This is a genomic window from Flavobacterium keumense, assembly GCF_029866485.1.
Classification (GTDB): Bacteria; Bacteroidota; Bacteroidia; order Flavobacteriales; family Flavobacteriaceae; genus Flavobacterium; species Flavobacterium keumense.
On sequence record NZ_CP092332.1, the window covers coordinates 546119 to 563861 of the forward strand.

At 35.0% G+C, this 17743-nt stretch carries 17 protein-coding genes; 3 read left to right on the plus strand and 14 right to left on the minus strand.

What is annotated here, in order from left to right; genetic code table 11:
* Window positions 1-10: 10 nt before the first annotated feature.
* Window positions 11-1432, plus strand: coding sequence for an amidohydrolase (locus MG292_RS02420; RefSeq protein WP_264534283.1), 1422 nt, complete (start codon window positions 11-13; stop codon window positions 1430-1432).
* Between the two features lie 8 nt (window positions 1433-1440).
* Here MG292_RS02420 and MG292_RS02425 read toward each other — a convergent pair whose 3' ends face one another.
* From MG292_RS02425 to MG292_RS02450, 6 genes are all read right to left on the minus strand, one after another.
* Window positions 1441-2169: a 3-keto-disaccharide hydrolase gene (locus tag MG292_RS02425; RefSeq protein ID WP_264534282.1), complete on the minus strand. Its 729-nt coding sequence runs from the start codon at window positions 2167-2169 to the stop codon at window positions 1441-1443.
* Window positions 2170-2183: 14 nt separating this feature from the next.
* A complete protein-coding gene (locus tag MG292_RS02430) occupies window positions 2184-2891 on the minus strand; it encodes a hypothetical protein (RefSeq protein ID WP_264534281.1) in 708 nt (235 codons plus the stop codon).
* A gap of 4 nt (window positions 2892-2895) precedes the next feature.
* The gene (locus tag MG292_RS02435; protein ID WP_280158059.1) at window positions 2896-3099 is read right to left on the minus strand and encodes a T9SS type A sorting domain-containing protein; all 204 of its coding nucleotides are present in this window, start codon (window positions 3097-3099) and stop codon (window positions 2896-2898) included.
* Window positions 3071-6802 carry a S8 family serine peptidase gene (locus tag MG292_RS02440; RefSeq protein WP_280158061.1) on the minus strand — a complete coding sequence of 1244 codons (3732 nt, stop codon included), beginning with the start codon at window positions 6800-6802 and terminating at the stop codon, window positions 3071-3073. The genes MG292_RS02435 and MG292_RS02440 overlap by 29 nt, the downstream gene beginning before the upstream one ends.
* A gap of 369 nt (window positions 6803-7171) precedes the next feature.
* Entirely contained in the window at window positions 7172-7489 is a 318-nt protein-coding gene (locus tag MG292_RS02445) for a HesB/IscA family protein (RefSeq protein WP_264534279.1), read from the minus strand.
* Between the two features lie 7 nt (window positions 7490-7496).
* Entirely contained in the window at window positions 7497-8051 is a 555-nt protein-coding gene (locus tag MG292_RS02450) for a sugar O-acetyltransferase (RefSeq protein WP_264534278.1), read from the minus strand.
* A gap of 61 nt (window positions 8052-8112) precedes the next feature.
* On the opposite strand from MG292_RS02450, the gene MG292_RS02455 reads away from it, so the two are divergent.
* Window positions 8113-8631, plus strand: coding sequence for a GNAT family N-acetyltransferase (locus tag MG292_RS02455; RefSeq protein WP_264534277.1), 519 nt, complete (start codon window positions 8113-8115; stop codon window positions 8629-8631).
* A 7-nt stretch (window positions 8632-8638) separates the two neighbouring features.
* Here MG292_RS02455 and MG292_RS02460 read toward each other — a convergent pair whose 3' ends face one another.
* The 4 genes from MG292_RS02460 to MG292_RS02475 all read right to left on the minus strand — a co-directional run bounded on the left by MG292_RS02460 (window position 8639) and on the right by MG292_RS02475 (window position 11199).
* Window positions 8639-8881, minus strand: a complete 243-nt coding sequence (locus tag MG292_RS02460) for a hypothetical protein (protein ID WP_264534276.1) — start codon at window positions 8879-8881, stop codon at window positions 8639-8641.
* Between the two features lie 69 nt (window positions 8882-8950).
* Window positions 8951-9766, minus strand: a complete 816-nt coding sequence (locus tag MG292_RS02465; RefSeq protein ID WP_319799842.1) for an AraC family transcriptional regulator — start codon at window positions 9764-9766, stop codon at window positions 8951-8953.
* Between the two features lie 162 nt (window positions 9767-9928).
* Window positions 9929-10552, minus strand: a complete 624-nt coding sequence (locus MG292_RS02470; RefSeq protein ID WP_264534274.1) for an NAD(P)H-dependent oxidoreductase — start codon at window positions 10550-10552, stop codon at window positions 9929-9931.
* Between the two features lie 2 nt (window positions 10553-10554).
* Window positions 10555-11199 carry an SDR family NAD(P)-dependent oxidoreductase gene (locus MG292_RS02475; protein WP_264534273.1) on the minus strand — a complete coding sequence of 215 codons (645 nt, stop codon included), beginning with the start codon at window positions 11197-11199 and terminating at the stop codon, window positions 10555-10557.
* 56 nt (window positions 11200-11255) lie between these two features.
* Between MG292_RS02475 and MG292_RS02480 the strand changes: the two genes are divergently transcribed.
* On the plus strand, window positions 11256-11648 hold the full coding sequence (locus tag MG292_RS02480; RefSeq protein ID WP_264534272.1) for a winged helix-turn-helix transcriptional regulator: 393 nt from the start codon (window positions 11256-11258) through the stop codon (window positions 11646-11648).
* 360 nt (window positions 11649-12008) lie between these two features.
* On the opposite strand, the gene MG292_RS02485 is transcribed toward MG292_RS02480, so the two are convergent.
* From MG292_RS02485 to MG292_RS02500, 4 genes are all read right to left on the minus strand, one after another.
* Window positions 12009-12929, minus strand: a complete 921-nt coding sequence (locus tag MG292_RS02485) for a carbohydrate kinase family protein (protein WP_264534271.1) — start codon at window positions 12927-12929, stop codon at window positions 12009-12011.
* A 69-nt stretch (window positions 12930-12998) separates the two neighbouring features.
* Window positions 12999-13919 carry a DUF4960 domain-containing protein gene (locus MG292_RS02490; protein WP_264534270.1) on the minus strand — a complete coding sequence of 307 codons (921 nt, stop codon included), beginning with the start codon at window positions 13917-13919 and terminating at the stop codon, window positions 12999-13001.
* Between the two features lie 269 nt (window positions 13920-14188).
* Entirely contained in the window at window positions 14189-16015 is a 1827-nt protein-coding gene (locus MG292_RS02495) for a DUF4960 domain-containing protein (RefSeq protein WP_264534269.1), read from the minus strand.
* 22 nt (window positions 16016-16037) lie between these two features.
* Window positions 16038-17741: a RagB/SusD family nutrient uptake outer membrane protein gene (locus MG292_RS02500; protein ID WP_264534268.1), complete on the minus strand. Its 1704-nt coding sequence runs from the start codon at window positions 17739-17741 to the stop codon at window positions 16038-16040.
* Window positions 17742-17743: the final 2 nt, after the last annotated feature.

Here is a 17743-nt window from a genome sequence, read left to right on the forward strand (position 1 = left end):
ACCATTTTTTATGAAAAAAGTACAGCACATACTGTTTTTCTTATTGTTTTCAGGAGTTGTTTTTGCACAAAAAACAGACAAAATCCTATCCAATTTAAATGCTAAAAAAGACTTCTACGGAACCATTGCGCAACAAATTTGGCACTTTGCCGAAATGGGGTACCAAGAAGAAAAAAGTGCGGCCTTGTTACAGCAAACTCTAAGCAACGAAGAATTCAAAATCACTAAAGGTGTAGCTGGAATTCCTACGGCTTTTATCGCTGAATATGGAGAAGGACTACCCGTGATTGCTATTTTAGGCGAATACGATGCTTTACCTGGTCTATCGCAAGAAGCAGTGACGGAAAAAAAATCAGCAGGAAAAGCGGCAGGACATGCTTGTGGGCATCATTTGTTTGGAACAGCCTCTACAGCTGCGGCGATAGAAGTCAAAAATTGGTTGAAAACCAACCATAAAAAAGGGACTATCCGCTTTTATGGTTGCCCTGCAGAAGAAGGCGGTTCAGGAAAAGTGTATTTAGTTCGCGAAGGCTTATTTAACGATGTAGATGCTGCTTTGCATTGGCATCCTCATGACGCTAATGATGCCAATCCTGGGTCGGCTTTAGCCAATAAATCCGCTAAATTTAGATTCTATGGAATAGCCTCTCATGCTGGAATGGCTCCCGAAAAAGGGCGATCTGCCTTAGACGGAGTTGAAGCGATGGACATGATGGTAAACATGATGCGCGAACATATCCCTTCGGATGCGCGGATTCATTATGTGATTACCAATGGTGGAAAAGCACCCAATGTAGTGCCTGATTTTGCCGAAGTCTATTACTATGTGCGTCACAGTAACCGAAAAACAGTACTCGAAATTTTTGATCGTATTACTAAGGCGGCCGAAGGAGCTGCTCTAGGAACAGGAACCAAAATGGAATACGAACTCATTGGTGGTACACACGAATTACTTCCTAATATAACACTCCAAAAGATGATGTATGCTAATTTGGTCAAAGTAGGAGGTGTTACTTATACCCAAGAAGAAAAAGAATTTGGAAACCAAATCATCCAATCCTTAGGAATTGAAAACGGTAGTTTGGAAAAGGCGAGTAGCATTCAACCCTACAAACCTTTAGACCCTAGTTTCGGTTCAACAGATGTGGGCGATGTGAGTTTTACCGTTCCAACTGCAGGCATGAGCAGCGCTACTTGGGTTCCTGGCACTCCCGCTCATAGTTGGCAAGCCGTTGCCGCTGGTGGAACAGACATTGGAAACAAAGGTATGATGGTCGCTGCCAAAACTATTGCCTTAACAGCGATCGATTTGTTTTTAAACCCTTCCCAAATTTTGAAAGCCAAAACAGAATTGGAAGAAAAAAGAGGAAAAGATTTTAAATACATTCCGCTTCTTGGCGACAGAAAACCTGCTTTGGATTATAGAAAATAAAAGAAAAATTATTTGATTTCTCTGATTTTAATATTGCGTAAAGCCACGCCTTTTGCCCAATCTTGAAAAGCTATTTTTCCACGAACTGCTTTTCCAAAAGAAGGGAAATTACCCAATTTGCTTGCTGCAATTAATTGTTTCCAACGATCTGTTTTCATGTCTTCGTGACCTGTTTCGATTCCGTTTAGCCAAAAGGTAATGACTCCGTTTTGTTGCAGAATTCGAGAACTATTCCATTGCCCTGAAGGTTTTGGTTGAACCGGATGTAACAAAGGTGATAAGCTATAGATACAGCCTGCAGCGTGTTTGCCGTCTTGAAGATAATCTTTAGGCATATTGGCATTGTCTAATAATTGGTATTCTGGACCTGTAGTCCAAGCGGTTGGAAATTCAGGTGCTTCTTGCACATTGATAAACACTCCGCTATTTCCTGCTTCTGAAATTTTCCATTCAAAGGTAAAATCAAAATTCTCATATTGATTGTCTGAAACCAAGTCCCCTCGTTGTACTTTCTCTGTATTTGGATCGCAAACCAATTCGCCATTTTTAACTGCCCAAGCCGACTTGATGTTTCCTTCGTTATACAAATGCCAACCCGCAGTGGAGTGACCATCAAAAAGTAATTGCCAACCATCCTGTTTTTCGGCTTCGGTTAATGTATTTGCATTTGTTTTTTCTTGAGAATACATCCCGCAACTTATTGCGATTAAAAGAAACGAAAATAGGTGTTTTTTCATGGCCTATGGTTTTGTTAATTGGTTTTAAAAGTATATACAACACTGGTGGACGTGTTATTCCCGTCGCTAGTGACTACTCTCCAATAGTAAATAGTGTTGGGATTTACCGAAACTTCTTTGGACTTAGCGGTCAAATTTTTATTAGTATCTAGCGGAGTTTGTTTCCCATCAATGGTATCAAAATATAGCGTATAGGTCAACGCACTTCCTTCTACATCACTAGTTTCCCAAGTTAGGGTTACTTTACCATCGACTGGAGTAGTAACAACTCCTGGTAACGGACTCACCGCTGCTGCAGGGAATGGCGCATAATTAGTTACCCCATTACCCGCTAAATAAAATTTCCAAGTGTCACTAACGGTCGTTGTCGTTCCTTTATTTTTGGAGGTAATAGTCCAAGAATATGGTACACCTCGGGTAAGAGTTACGTCTTTGGACGTGGTTGTAATTCCTGTCTGGGAGGTTACTTCCTGAGTATTCAAATTGATAATTTTTAAATCGTAGCTTTCAGTATCCGACGTACTGTTCCAACTGAAAGTAACTGTACTTTGAGTAGTGGAACTATTGGTGCCATTTTCGCAGGTTTTATTATTCACAGGGGCTATTAAAACTGATTTTCCTGGCGAATTAATAATAGGTGTTGAAGGTCCTGAATCACTACCTCCACACGATGTTATAACAATCAAAAAGAATAGACCTATTAAAGTTATTGCTGTTTTCATACTGTTATTGTTTTATTACTTTAATGGTTTCATTAATCGTTTTGCTTTTCAGATGTACCAGATACAAACCTACGGGATACGGACTCAGATTCAAATCTAGTATTCTTCCCTCAGGAACTGATTTTGAAACAACTGTTACCATTTGACCCGAAAGATTTGTAATGGTTATGGCAACATCATTATCGAATCCCGCTACATATATGTGCATAATCGCGGGTAGGATTTGGATATACAATTACTTTTTCGCTTACAAAGATACTATCTGTGATTTTTCCTTGACAATTCAAATCAGTAGCAATACTAATGGTGTTTTGGCCTGAAACTAAGTCTAATGTAATTTCGTTAGTCATATACGTTTGAGTAATTCCATTAAGCGTAACGGTGTAACTCGATGCATCACTCAAAGTATAGGTTACTTGTTTATCGTTTGTACTTATTTTGTTTGTAGCCAATAAAGGTGTTGGCTCAGTTACTTTTAACGTATAGCATTGTAAATAATTCGTTTTTCCTTGAATACTAATACAAACTTCATAGTTACCGGGCGCCAAATTTTGCACTTGATTTTTAAAACTATTAGCCGAATTCAATTCAAAACCCGTTTGACCATTTATTGTAACGGTATAAGTGTAATTTGTATTGGTTGCACTTACACTAATGGCTCCATTTTGTTGACCAACACAAGAGGTAGCTGTGGCTATAACTGCATAATTATTGGACGGTAAAACAAAAATTTCACACCCATTAAAATCGACTGTTACTCCTGTTCCCGAATTAGGACAAAGATCAATATCGTCCCTGATTCCATCTCCATCTGTGTCTGGTGCTACGGTAATTTTAATTACTGCCGATGTACTTCCTCCTGAATTAATAGCACTGATAGTATAATTAGTTTGGACAATAGATGCTGTTGGTTTACCCGAAATAATTCCGGTACTTGTACTAAAATTCAAACCCGAAGGTAAGGCTGGACTAATCGAAAATGAAGTAGCTGGATTACCTGATAATTGAGGTGTAATTGCTGCAATAGTTATTCCTTGTGTGAACAAATAATCTGTTGGATTAAATGCAATTACAGGTGGAGAATAATAAAAAGTATAAGGTGCCGAATTTACCCCACAAGCATTGGTCACAACAACATTACCACTACTATTTCCCGAAGGAAAACTAACTACAATAGTCGTGTTGGTTGCGCTTACAATAGTGCCTGCAACACCTCCTATACTTACAGTAGGTTGTTGACCTCCAACAATAAAATTAGACCCGCTAACAGACACACTATTAGGCGTTACAACAGTTACATTGCTGATTGTTGGCACATCGTTTATGGTTAAAGTTCCTGTAGCAGAAACAGCGTTACAACCCACTATTAAATTAACTACATAAGCAAATGTTCCTGCTACTGTTGCCGAACCACCGATAGTAATTGTATTGGCAGACCAAGTTCCTGTTACACCTGATGGCAATCCTGAAAAAGTAGCTCCTGTAGCACCAACAGTGCTATACGTAATGGGTGTAATTGGTGTATTGATACATTTTGTTTGTGTCTCGGTTCCTGCTGCCGAGGTACGTGCCATTGAAGGAATTAAACTTCCTGTATTGGCATAGACAACGGGACGAATTCTCAAATTAGCTACAGAAGTCCAAGTAGTTCCATTAGTCGAAGTATAGGACCTACTACTGTTTGTGGTTTCTTGGCCTAAACCAAAAGTATCTGTTGAGCCGGGAACTAAAACCAAAAAATAATCCGTCGTATTGGCAACCGTAACATTTAAAGAACTCAAATCAAAATAGTTCCAAGTGTTTTTTGAAATTTTAGACGCAGTAATTGGCAATGAACCTATCAATGTTCCTGGAACCCCTGCATTATTAGTTCTCAACTCAACTGTAAGACTAGTAAGTGTGTTCCCTGTTGTGGTTTTAAAATAAACACCCCCTAGATTTCCTTCTGAGGTAGAAGTAAAACGCAATGCAGCCCTTTTAGAAGATAAATTGTATGAATAATTAGTGGAAAACCCGTAAGCTTGTTCATAATTATAGGTTGTTCTAGCCAATGGTTGACAATACGAAAAACTAGAAGCGGCTTTATACACATCTATTTTTCCACTTCCCCAAGTATTGTTATCTGTTGTTCCCGTGAAAGACTCTTTAGTTGCTGTTGTTGTTATGGCTGTTTTAATTTGATCAAAACTAGCCGTTGGCTTTTTTTGTAATAATAACGCAACACATCCAGCCACAGCAGGAGAGGCCATACTTGTACCTTGTTCAACTTGATACAAACCATTAACTACCATATAGGGTGAGCTATTAGCTAACCCTGAATCAGAAGATAAACAAGAAACCACAGCTTGTCCATTGGCAGTGATATTGGGTTTTTGCACATTGTCTCGTCGGGGACCAATAGAACTAAAGCCACAGATATCATCTTGCGTACCATTAGTATAATTATATCCCGCAAATCCTGTAGATGTTCCTCCATACCAATCCATCTTTGCCATATAAGCCCCTACAGTAATTGCTTTAGTTGCAGAACCTGGTGTTCCTACCAAATAATTACTATCTCCTCCCGTTAGTGTCATGTTTAAGAAATCATCCCCTTTGGTATCTAACCATCCATCAATAGTTAATGAATTTGCGGTAGCATTGGTTAAAGAAATAGTCCAAGTACCAGAAACATCTGTAGCAGTAGTAGATCGTGTCACATAAACCTGCACTTTTCGATCACCACTTTCAGGGTCAATATAATTTGACAAATAGACTCTTGCTTTTCCTCCAAAAACAGAAGCCCCATTATTTGAGAGCGAACTCGATTGAGTCCCATCGGGTGCCGTTACAATAGCACTTAAGGTACTCGTATCATTTGCGTATAAAGTAAACTGAAATACATCGGTTGAAGTGCTAGCTGATGCCACTGGCACTTGCATACTAATTGCTGTACTGGCATTTCCTGCCAAAGGTATTTGTTTGTGAAGATTTTCTCCATTTTCATTACCAGAAGCCACGACTACTATACGTCCTGCTGCAGTATCTGTAAAATTATCTATGGCCCGTTCAAGAGGATCTGTTCCGTCGTGTGCACCATTCTGTGAACCGAGACTTAAATTAACCACAATAGGTTTACCCATACTTGTTGCTAAATTTTTTAAATAATCCAAGGCCAAAATTAGATTTGAAGTATCAAAAGAACCATCGCCTGCTTTTACGATAACAATGTCGGCATTGGGAGCTAAGCCTGCATATTTAGAACTCAAAGCTGCTCCATTTCCTGTTGCGATTCCTGCAACGTGAGTACCGTGTCCATCTATATCTTTCTCTCGAACAAACCCGGCTGGCGTTCCATCAATTTCGTCATTGATTTGAGTTTGGGTATATTCCACTCCAACGTTAAATCCTGCTGGAGCGGATTCGCCTGTTATTGGAGTTAGTGTTTGATCCCAAATTCGTAAAATTCTACTTTTAGTTTGGTCTGAAATACTTCTAAAATCAGGGTGATCCCAGTCAATTCCGGTATCAATTATAGCTACAATCACACCATCTCCTTTATAAACGGTATTGTCTAATTTCCCAGCATGTAAAAGAGCCGCACCTGTTGAGGCAACAGAAATATCATTGTTCTTCTTTAGAATTTTCGGACTGTCTACAAAATCTACCTCGGCCAAAGCTGCTACTTTCGAAATTTGATCTAAGTTAAGCCAAGCTGTAACAAATGAGTTATGAATACTTTGAACCGTAATTCCATTCGTTTTTAACACTTCGGGCGATTGGGTGTAAATAATACAATTATATCCTGATTCATTTACCCCTGTGAATTGATTTTTTCTTCTAGATTCGGGTTTAGCAAATAAAGATGGTACGGCAGAATCTATATTTTTAGTGCGTTGTCGCTCTTTTAAAAATCGAAAAGCCGGAGCCATTTTTTCATTGTTTTGACCAAACAAAACGATTGTTATCAATAAAAAAATAGTGCTAAAAATAATATTTCTGTTACTACTCATGGCTTTGGAAAATTTATAAACTACCAATTGTTCTAGAGACAGCCTGATAATTTTTGTATAATAAACAGTAAATTTATGGTATTTAACTCAATTGCCTTTCAGAAAATTTAAAAAAGAAAAAGCAGATTGTCAAATAAACAATCAATCCAATAATTGAACACATTGCTTTTGATAAAATGCCTTAAGCCAGATGTAATTCTCTTAAATATTGAAACACTTAGTGTTCAATAGGCATTGCTTTATGATACCCTTTTATGTACGTTAATATCATAAAAATCAAAACAAAAACTAGTCTTTTTGTGCATTCGGATTAGATATAACCAAAGAAGGCGTGCCATCTTGCAGGATACAATCCACTACAGCCCCATTCAAATATTGAATACTCATACTATCTACTACAACCGCAAATTCATTCTCCTGAACGTGATACTTTAAAATCAAATCATCTTCATTTACCTCGTTATCAACAGTACAGGAATATTCAAACCCTTGGGCACGACTAAGACTAACATACAATCGAAATTTAGCCTCGAGATCATTTTCTTCTTTTAAAAAAGTTATGATCTGAGCCTTAGCCTTCTCTGTAATTGTGATTGTAATTTCCATGGTTTTGTTATATATTATTTCTAATAATTTGTGCAGGAACACCTCCTACAATGGTATTGTCAGGAACATCTTTAGTTACTACTGCTCCTGCCGCAACAATCGAATTTTTGCCAATTGTCACCCCTGGCAGTAGGGTAGCTCCAGCACCAATCCACGCATTTTGCTTGATTACCACTTTGGCTAAATCTAAGGATTTGCGATTGGCGGGATCAATAGGGTGGTTTTCTGTAATAATATTCACTTTGGGGCCAATTAAAACATCGTCTTCAATAGTAATACCTCCTAAGTCTAAAAAGGAGCAACCATGATTGATGAATACATTTTCTCCTAGTGTAATGTGCTGACCAAAATTGGTGTGAAACGGAATAAATATTCTAGTAGAAGATGGTATTGGCTTGTTTATGATTTGGGATAAAACATGCCTGATTTGGGCTATTGTTGTAGCCGAATTTAATCGCGCCGAAAGTTCAATGGTGCGTTGTACAACTTCCCATACGGCTCTCATTTCTGGATCAGTATTAGCAATAACACCTCCAGCTAACATTTTCTCAAAAACAGTCATGGTTTCGATTTTTTAATGGCTAAATTTACTCATTTCGACGACAAAACCCTACTTTTGAATTATGGAACAGATCAGAATTAGAAAAATAACCTTCGAAAATCTTTTTGAACTTCAAGAAATAGGCAAAAAAACCTTTGTCGAAACTTTCTCCTCTTCCAATACAGAGGAGAATATGAAGTTATATCTCAAAGAAGGCTTTGCTACTGAAAAACTTACTGCTGAATTACAAAATCCGGATTCCGAATTTTATTTTGCCACATGCAACGACAAGGTAATTGGTTACTTAAAAGTAAACGTTGAACAAGCACAAACCGAACTTCAAGACAACAAATCCCTAGAAATTGAGCGCATTTATGTGTTGAATGAATACCACGGACAAAAAATAGGACAATTACTTTTTGAAAAAGCCATTGCTATTGCAAAAAACAACCGTTGTGAATATGTGTGGTTAGGTGTTTGGGAAGAAAATCATCGCGCACTTCAGTTCTATACTAAAAACGGATTTGTAGCTTTTGACCAACATGTATTTGTTTTTGGCAATGAAGAACAAACAGACATTATGATGAAATTACAATTATAATTTCCCTTTATTTACTATTCCATCCAATAGCATACCCTAATAAAAGACCAGCTAGGGCCAAATGAACGATTAAAACGGCTTTTTGCCAAGTCGGTCTGTCGCTCCATTTTTGTTCTTGATCAAAAGGATCGAAAGCTAGGGCGATACCAATAGAGGAACCCGCTTGCATATAGTCTTTGGAAAACAAGGCTTGGAACAAACCTAAAAGTAAAAATCCAATATACAGTATTTTGTTAAATGATGTTTTCATTGTTATAGATTTAAATAATTGGTTCAAATTTAGATTTGTAATTATTCTAAAAATTGTACTTTTAAGACACTATTTTAATTCCCAAACTATCTTGTCGCCATCTACTTTACTTGTCAATTTAAAAAAATCTTTAGGATTGTGATTGGTTAGTTTTCGAAATTCCTTAATTAAATAAGACTGATCATAATACCCTTCTTCATAGGTTATATCGGTAAAATTTTTCAATTCAGAACTATTGAACTTGTTAGTTAACGAATTTCGGAATCTGCTTATTCTTCGGTATTCTGTAGGGCTACACCCCATGTATTTATTGAAATATCTTTGAAATGTTTTTAAATTAAACCCTAATTCGTTAGCAATTTCAGTAACAGCTCTTTTTTCATTACTATCATTTAACATTGAAAGTGCTTTTTGTATTGGATGTAATTCTGGAGTAGCTTCATATTGAGAAAGCAAAAAAGATTCCAAATCCGGTAAATCGGATGCTGTAAATGTGAGTTGATTGCCAAAACTTTTCCATGTTTCATGGAGTAACTCTTGAGAAAAATGAGGTGCAATAGATTGGTAATTTTCTCGAAAAAAACGATTGATCCCTAACGGTTTAAAAATAATCGATACTTCTTGTATTTTCCCTTTGAAATCAATTAACAACGGGCTATTGTACTTTCCTAAAAGTTCAATTTGAATTCCTTTAGGTTCGCTTTCTGTAATTGTAATTTGTGGGTAATTCCTAAAAATAGTCGCCCCTTTAAAGAAAGAAAGGCCGGTATTGAAATGAGGGAAAGCAACATACCTAAAGGTTGAACTGGGCATACCTTCATATATATAGAAGCATTCAATATACTTACATAAAACAGGAGAAGAGGGGAAAAAAGTCTTTATCACAAAAAGAGAAATTTGTTCTAAAGTTAATTAAATAAAGTAAAAAGCTGTTACATTAACTCATTAATAAACAAAAAAGTCCAGCATTACTGCTGGACTTTTGCTCCCCCTATTGGAGAAAGTTACAATTTTGATGCGATGATAATTTACTTAACTATCAAAAAATTAAACAGATAAATTTTGTAAATAATTTGAAAATTCAATCATACAAGTGTTTTTTTGGGAGTCATCTAATCGTTTTGCTCCGTATACAATAAATGGCTCAACGGGATTTAAACCTGTTAATCCAAAAGTTCCAATAAACAAATGTTTAAAAATATCTATTATTGTTCCTCTATTATCCTCCGTCCATGCCATTTCAGGAGCGCCTGTTGTAGTAGAAACTAATATTCTTTTGCCTTTCAATGCTTGTGCTCCTCCATAAGCCCAACCCATAGAAAACACTCGGTCGATGTACCCTTTTAATAGACCCGGCATACTATACCACCATAAAGGGAATTGGAATATAATTAAATCAGCATCCTGTAATAATTGTTGCTCTCTTTTAATGTCGTCTACAAAGTTTCCGTTTTGTAATGCATGAGCTTGTTCAAATTGTAAATCAAAATAATTTGGGTTTGCTAAATAGGTAAAATCATCTTTATCAGCTGAAGCCTTAAAATTTATTTGATATAAATCACTTATGCTGTAATTTATATTGTTTTCCTTAAAAAAATCAATCGCAGTTGTTCTTAATTGACCATTAAATGAATCCAAATTAGGATGTGCAAATACAAGGTGAACTTTCATAATTAATAGGTTATTTCAACTTCGTTTCTAGATTCATTTAACTCCCAGAATTTGGTCGCCAAAATGGTTGGATTATGTGTAGCACTATCTTCTGAAATCATGTTGCAAATTGTAACTGATCCAACGTATATTTCCTTTTCTTTCAAAGCATCATTCAATTGAAAAGTTAAGTTTCTAATACCGGCTTTCCCTAATGAAATACTAGACATGCCTGAATAAGGGTAATTGGCAGTGCCACCACCAGTTAATAAAACAGAACCTTTGTTTTCTGCTAAGGTTGGAAGTAAATATTTGACTGCTGTTAACGCATTTGCAACACTAATTTTAAAACCATTTGTCAACGTTTCTGCAGTTTCTTCTAAAACAGGAACCATTCTGTAATCAACCGCATTGTATTGCAGTATATTCACATTAGACATGTTGTCTTTTAATTTTTCTAAAGCAGTAATTAGTTCATTTTCATTTGAGACATCTGCAGTAGCATACAAAGATTCAATGTTTTCAGTTGCAAGTTCTGATTGATAAGCTTTTAAATTCTGTTCATTTCTACTAATCATCCCAACTTGATAGCCTTCTGAACCAAATTTTTTTGCAATTCCTAAACTCAATCCTTTACCCATTCCAATAATAATTATTCCTTTTTTCATATTTATTTTTATATTTGTTTCACAAAGAAACTAATATTGTTTTATAATTGAAACTAATGGATAAAAATACAAGTAACCTAGAGGTAACCAATATATCTTTCACAAAATTTATTTCTAATCCATACGATTGTCCGGTAACGCGAACTATGTCTTTTATAGGAGGTAAATGGAAACCTATCATTTTGTATTGTTTGTCACAACAAACTATGCGGTATGGAAAATTAAGATTTTATATTCCCGCCATATCAAGCAAGGTGTTAACACAGGAGCTTAAAGAACTCGAATTTCTGGGTTTAATAGACCGGCAAGTTTTTAAAGAACTTCCCCCTAGAGTTGAATACACTTTGACTAAAACGGGTGAATCTCTAAAGCCGGTCTTGAAAGTACTTTGTGATTGGGGGAAATCAACAGGGATTGAATTGGAAAAAGTTAAAACTAAAGTTATTTGAAATAAAAAATAAAAAAACCCGACACTTTCGTATCGGGTTTTGTTTTGCTCCCGATATTGATTTAAAATCAAACCAACTCATTGATTTTCTGAGGGTTATTGGTTCAATATAAAAATAAAAAAATGACCTTAAAAATGAATTTAAGGTCATTGGTTCAACTTGTGAGCGCTATAGATTTAAAATCAAACCAACTCATTGATTTTCTGAGGGTTATGGGTTCAATATACAATAAAAAAATGACCTTAAAATTAATTAAGGCCATTGGTACAACTTGCTCCCCTTATTGACGAAAGTTACAAATTTCAATTTCTTAGAAATTATTTAACTATCATAAAATCAAGTATTTAATTTAAAATTTATTTATTGCACACTATTTTTAAACTCTTTCAACATCATAAATTTTTTAATTTCTTTTTCTGAAATTTCAGGATTAGCTCCTTCTTTTGAAGCAACTAATGCTCCTATTGCACATGCAAAATTTAGTGACTTTTGAGGTGAATCTCCACGCAAAAGTTTCGTTACTAAAGAAGCTAAAAATGAATCCCCCGCTCCCACCGTATCAGCTACTTTTATAAAATACCCACTATTATAATAAAACTTGTCATTATAAAACAAAACAGCACCAAACGCACCTTTCGTAACACAAATTTGACTCGACCCCATTTGAGAAGCTATGAAACGGATATTCTGCTCAAATGAATTGAATGGGGACTCTAACATTTGAGATAATTCGAATAACTCTTCATCATTTAATTTAATGAAATCAGACGCTTTCATTAAATCAATTAAATTTTCTTTTGTATAATACGGTTGCCTCAAATTGACATCAAATACTGAATAATTTGAATGATTAATAATAGAGAATAAAGAATTTTTTGACACCTCATCTCTACAAATTAAACTCCCAAAAATAAACACATCCGAATTTGATACTAAAGAAAGTAAATCTTCGTCTGGTTCAATTTTATCCCAAGCAGAAGGATATGCAATATCATATGACGCATTCCCTTTTTCATTTATCATTACATGTACAACTCCTGTTCTGTATTCTTTGGATTTTTGAATAAAAGAGACATCTATTTCTTTGGATTTCAAATAATCAATTATCTCTTGACCCTCTTCATCTAATCCAACTTTACTAATAATTTTTGTTTTTACACCCAACGATTTCATTCTTAGCGCTACATTTAAAGGCGCTCCTCCGATTTTTTTATGGGTTGGAAATAAATCAAACAAAACCTCTCCAAAACTAACTGCACTTAGTGCATATTTTTTTTCCATTTAAAATTAAATTAAAATCAAAGGGCAAGAATTAACTTGCCCAATAATCTACTACAAACTAATTAAACTTTATTTTGTTTGCAAATAATTAATCGCGTTTTTATAAATTCCTCTTACATTTCCATCATAAGGATTCGTTCTTCCATCATTCATAGACCATTCCATCCCACCAATTCCAATAGCTATAATTGTACCTGAATATACAGAATTTGCTTTAAACTCGATAATACCTGGACAACATTCATCAGTTACTCCTCCCCATAGCCCTATTACCTTACCACCATATAATCTTTCAAATTCAGCAAATTGCCCTTTTTGATGTCCAGGCCCTAATAATGGAGCAATGTCCCATAAAGTATTATGATTTTCTTTAAACCCACCATCAATAATTCGTACAAATCCATTTGAATCAGTTGGTATTACATTACTAAAATTATAAATAGGATGATTGCGTTGGTCATTAACGTAATTGACTCCCCCATCAATTGTCCATATATCAGGATTATTACCTCCTGCACCATTGTCTTTAATAGTTAACATCCCACTTTTATCTCTACCTAATAATTCAGCATAACTTGTGGCCATACCACCAAGCAACATCTTACCACCTTCAACAACATATTGAATTAAAATACTTTTTTTATCAATACTTCCTTGAGGTAAAGCAGATGTTCCTATAGTGTCATAGTAAAAGAAAACTACATTGACTGATTTTAATTTTTCAGTAGTTAAATCTGAGAAAGGAATATAAACAAATTTATTCCCGTAAATAGATTGAGCCCATAACGCTGCAGCTTTTACATCATCGTCTAAAATATCATTAATAGATGCTGCATCATTAACAAAGGCAATCTGACTTGGTAAAACTCTAGCATTTATTATATATTTTCTAACTTTCCCATTCACAGTAGCTTTCAACTCTAATGGTGTTGTAAGATTAACTGTGGAACCAGATTCAGGACTTAATGTTACACCCTGAGGACTTTTCATTATAAGTTTTACAGCTGATAAATTTGTATCTGAGGGTAGAACAAAATTAACCACGCCAGATAAATTATCTATTGTTGCTTCAGTATTGCCTATTTTTATCGATTCAACAATATTAAGTGAAGATGGGAGACTATCATCATAGTTTAGTCTATCCTCGCAAGAATATATCAGAGTTGCTAGTAATAGCAACCCGATATATCTCATATTTAAAACCATTTTTAAATTTTTCATTCGTTTTTTATTTTTAATTTAAGAAAAACCCTCAATTATTAATCATTATTAAGACTATACAAGTAGTCTAAAATATTTTGGGTAAAAACTTTAATATTATTTTGATAACTATTTGTAGTCCCATTAGAATCCCATTCATAACCTACAATTGTATTAGCAATGGTAAAAACATGTCCCTTGAAATTAGTTGGAATATTTGAATCGAAATTTGCTGAATTTGTTAAATCTGTTCTTTTAAATTCAACAGCTCCATATCCAAATGAATCTCCAATATGTCTTAGAGTTCCAAACTTTGTAGCTTGCATAACATTTTCAAATTTTGTTGCTGCATCTTGACCACAACAAGAAGGGTTAATTATACCATCAAAATGTTGCCACCAAATTAAACGAACCTCCCTAGTTGCACTATTTTGCAAAGAAAGATATTCACCATTAGTAAAAGTTAAACCATTAAAAATAGGATGAGTTCTGCGGTTTCCTGAATTATTAGCATCTCGCATTCCTAGTCCCCAAATATCATCTGAAGGTTTACCAGTATCAACACATCCTGAAGCACTTGAACAACCGAATTCAGAATAAACATAATTACCTGGAGCTCTAGCATCACCAAAATTAGCTGGTACACGACCCAAAGAGAAAATAAATGGATTAGGATCTCCTGCAATTAACATATCTCCACCTGCTTTAACCCATGATTTTAATACCTCAGCTTGTGCTCCACCTGGACGCAATCCTATAGGTAGCATCGTTGCAACATTAGTATTTGTAGAACTAAATCCTTGATTTTCTGCTGGAGTTAGATAATATAACATTGCCACTTTAACATCTGCAATATTTTGAGCAGTTATATTAGCAATTTTAATGTATTTAAAATTTGCTCCATAATGAGATTGCATCCAAGTTGCTGCAGCTTTTGCGTCATCATCAATTAATGAATTAACATCATTTTCTAAACCTAAAAATGCATATTTAGTAGGTGCAATTAACTGAACTGTAACTGCATATGTCTTAGTTAAGTTTTCTTTGTTAGTAACAGTATAATTAACAACTTGAGTGAAATCTTTAGTTGCATTAGAAGCTGGGTTAATTGTTTGTCCTGAAGGGGCTGTAATTACAGGGCTAAGTGCAGTTTTATTTGTCCCTGGAGGTAACACTACTAAAATAGTATTATTTGCATTATCAATAATACCTGCTACCCCGTTGATTGTAAACGATGAAATTGCCGGCGCTTCAATTTGAGTAACATTCACCGTATATTGTCTAGCTGTATATCCGTTGTTTGAAGTAATTGTGTAAACTTTAGGCGTCGTAAAATCTCTTGCAACGCCAGATGAAATGTCAACAGTAGTTCCTTTTGCAATAACAAAAGTTGGAGCTAAATTATTTAAATTCCCATCCTGACTGCCAATTTCTACAGATATTGTTCGATTAGTTTCATCTATTACCCCTAATTTGTCCCCAATTGAGAAAGAGAGTATCTTTGGGTCGCCATAGGCTGCTATACTAACTGTATATTTTCTATTGGCACCATTTGTTGATTTTACTTGAAATACAACTGGTCCTTTGGAAAAATCTATAGTTGAACCAGAAGTTGGTGATACCGTAGCCGTTTCAGGCATACGAATTTCCGGTATTACTTTAGTCAAATCTGTTCCAGAAGGCAAAGTCATTGTAATTGTACCTAGTGTATGATTAATTTCCGCATATTGATTACCAACCTTAAAAGATTGAATAATTGATTCCGAATAATCTGGGACCCTATCGTTAAAAAAATCATCTTTAGCACATGATAGAATCGTAAAAGCAATAGTAATTAAGATTCCAAAGAATCTAAGATAGGATTGTTTTTTGTTAAATGTTTTCATTTTATTTTGGTTTAGTTAAATATTAATACCCTGTTCTTTGTTTTAAAACTCCTGCACTAGCATCAATTTCAATTTGTGGTATTGGTAGATACAACTCGTGAGATTGTAACACTGCTGTTGTTAAATAGGTACGTCTAGTTTTTTCTGTTTGTATATAATTATTCACGTATTGTTCGGCAATACCCCAACGAACAAGATCGTAAAAAGTATGTCCTTCATTAGCTAATTCTAGTCGTCTTTCCATTCGTAATGCTTTAATAGCTTCAGCTTGAGACAAAGTTGTCGGATACATACCTATAGAATAATTTGCAGCGTTCTGAGTAGGATTTACAAAATCTTTTACATAAGGAGAGTTTTTAGCTCTTGTTCTAATCTGATTTATAATACTAATTCCTGAAACTACATTTCCTGATTCAATTAGTGCTTCTGCTTTCCATAATAATAAATCGCTATACTTGATAATCGGAAAATCCAAATTACCTAATGCCCATGGAAAACCAGTAGGATTAGAAGCTAACCCATTAGATTTAGGAGAAATCACATTTTTTTTGTTTAAAAAATAACCATAGGTAGCAGGGTCTCTACTCCAATCTAATTGTTGTTGTCTAATTGACCAATCTTTCCATGTAATACCAGGTCTACCAACTGTATGATCTAGTCTTGGGTCAACAGCATCTGTTGAAGTTACATTACTATTGTTATATGTGTCAAATAATGGTAATCCGTTTGATCCCACTTTAAACGAATTGACCAAATTTTGTGAAGGTTTATGAAAGTCATCTCCGTTCAAATATGGATTATTAGCATCATCCCCTGGACTATCAGGGGCATTTAATAAGTCCCCAAAATTTAAATTCCCATATTGAGAACCGTCTTTAATTGAAAACTGAATTGCAAAAATATTCTCTCTGTCACCATAACCAGGAATAGAATATAATTTTTCTAAATCCGAAACAAGTTGGTATTTACCAGAAGCAATTACTTTGTCAGCGCTTTCAATAGCATTTGCCCATTTTTTTTGAAAAATCTGAGCTTTACATAAAAATGCATACGCTACCATTTTATTAGCTCTTCCTAGCTCTGTTTGGGTTTCTGGTAATTTTGATATAGCATCATTCAAATCTGCTTCAATCTTCGACCACATGAATGCTGAATCAAAGGAGTTTGGAATTTTATTAATTTCTGCAATTGGTGTATTCTCATCATACCAAACAAACGAACCAAAATTTTTAAATGCTTCAAAGTAAAAATGAGCTCTTAGAACTTTTAACTCTCCAATTCTAGTTGTTCTTGCTGGATATTCTTGTTCACTTTTTGCAGTTACAACACGTAAAGCAGTATCTACTCTCTTAATACCAAAATAGATGGCTCTCCATAAATTGTAAACGTTTTCACTAGAAGGAAATATATCGTGAGTTTCTAATTGCAACATTCCTCCTCCTGGATTATCTCCAGTTCCACCACCACCTTTGTAGGCATCTCCTGCTCTCAAATCTGAAGTTGCCCAGTTAGAAGGAGCATGGTCAAATGGCCATAAATCCCTAAATTGACCAGTATTATATCTATAATCTATTGCACTATATGCAGCAATAACTAATTTATCTGGATCAAGATTTTCAGCAGATAACACATTATATTCTTCAACTTCTAATTGGCTATCATTAACGCAGGATTGTATTTGGAATCCTAACAGTACAACTAGTATTATTTTATATTTATTTTTCATCT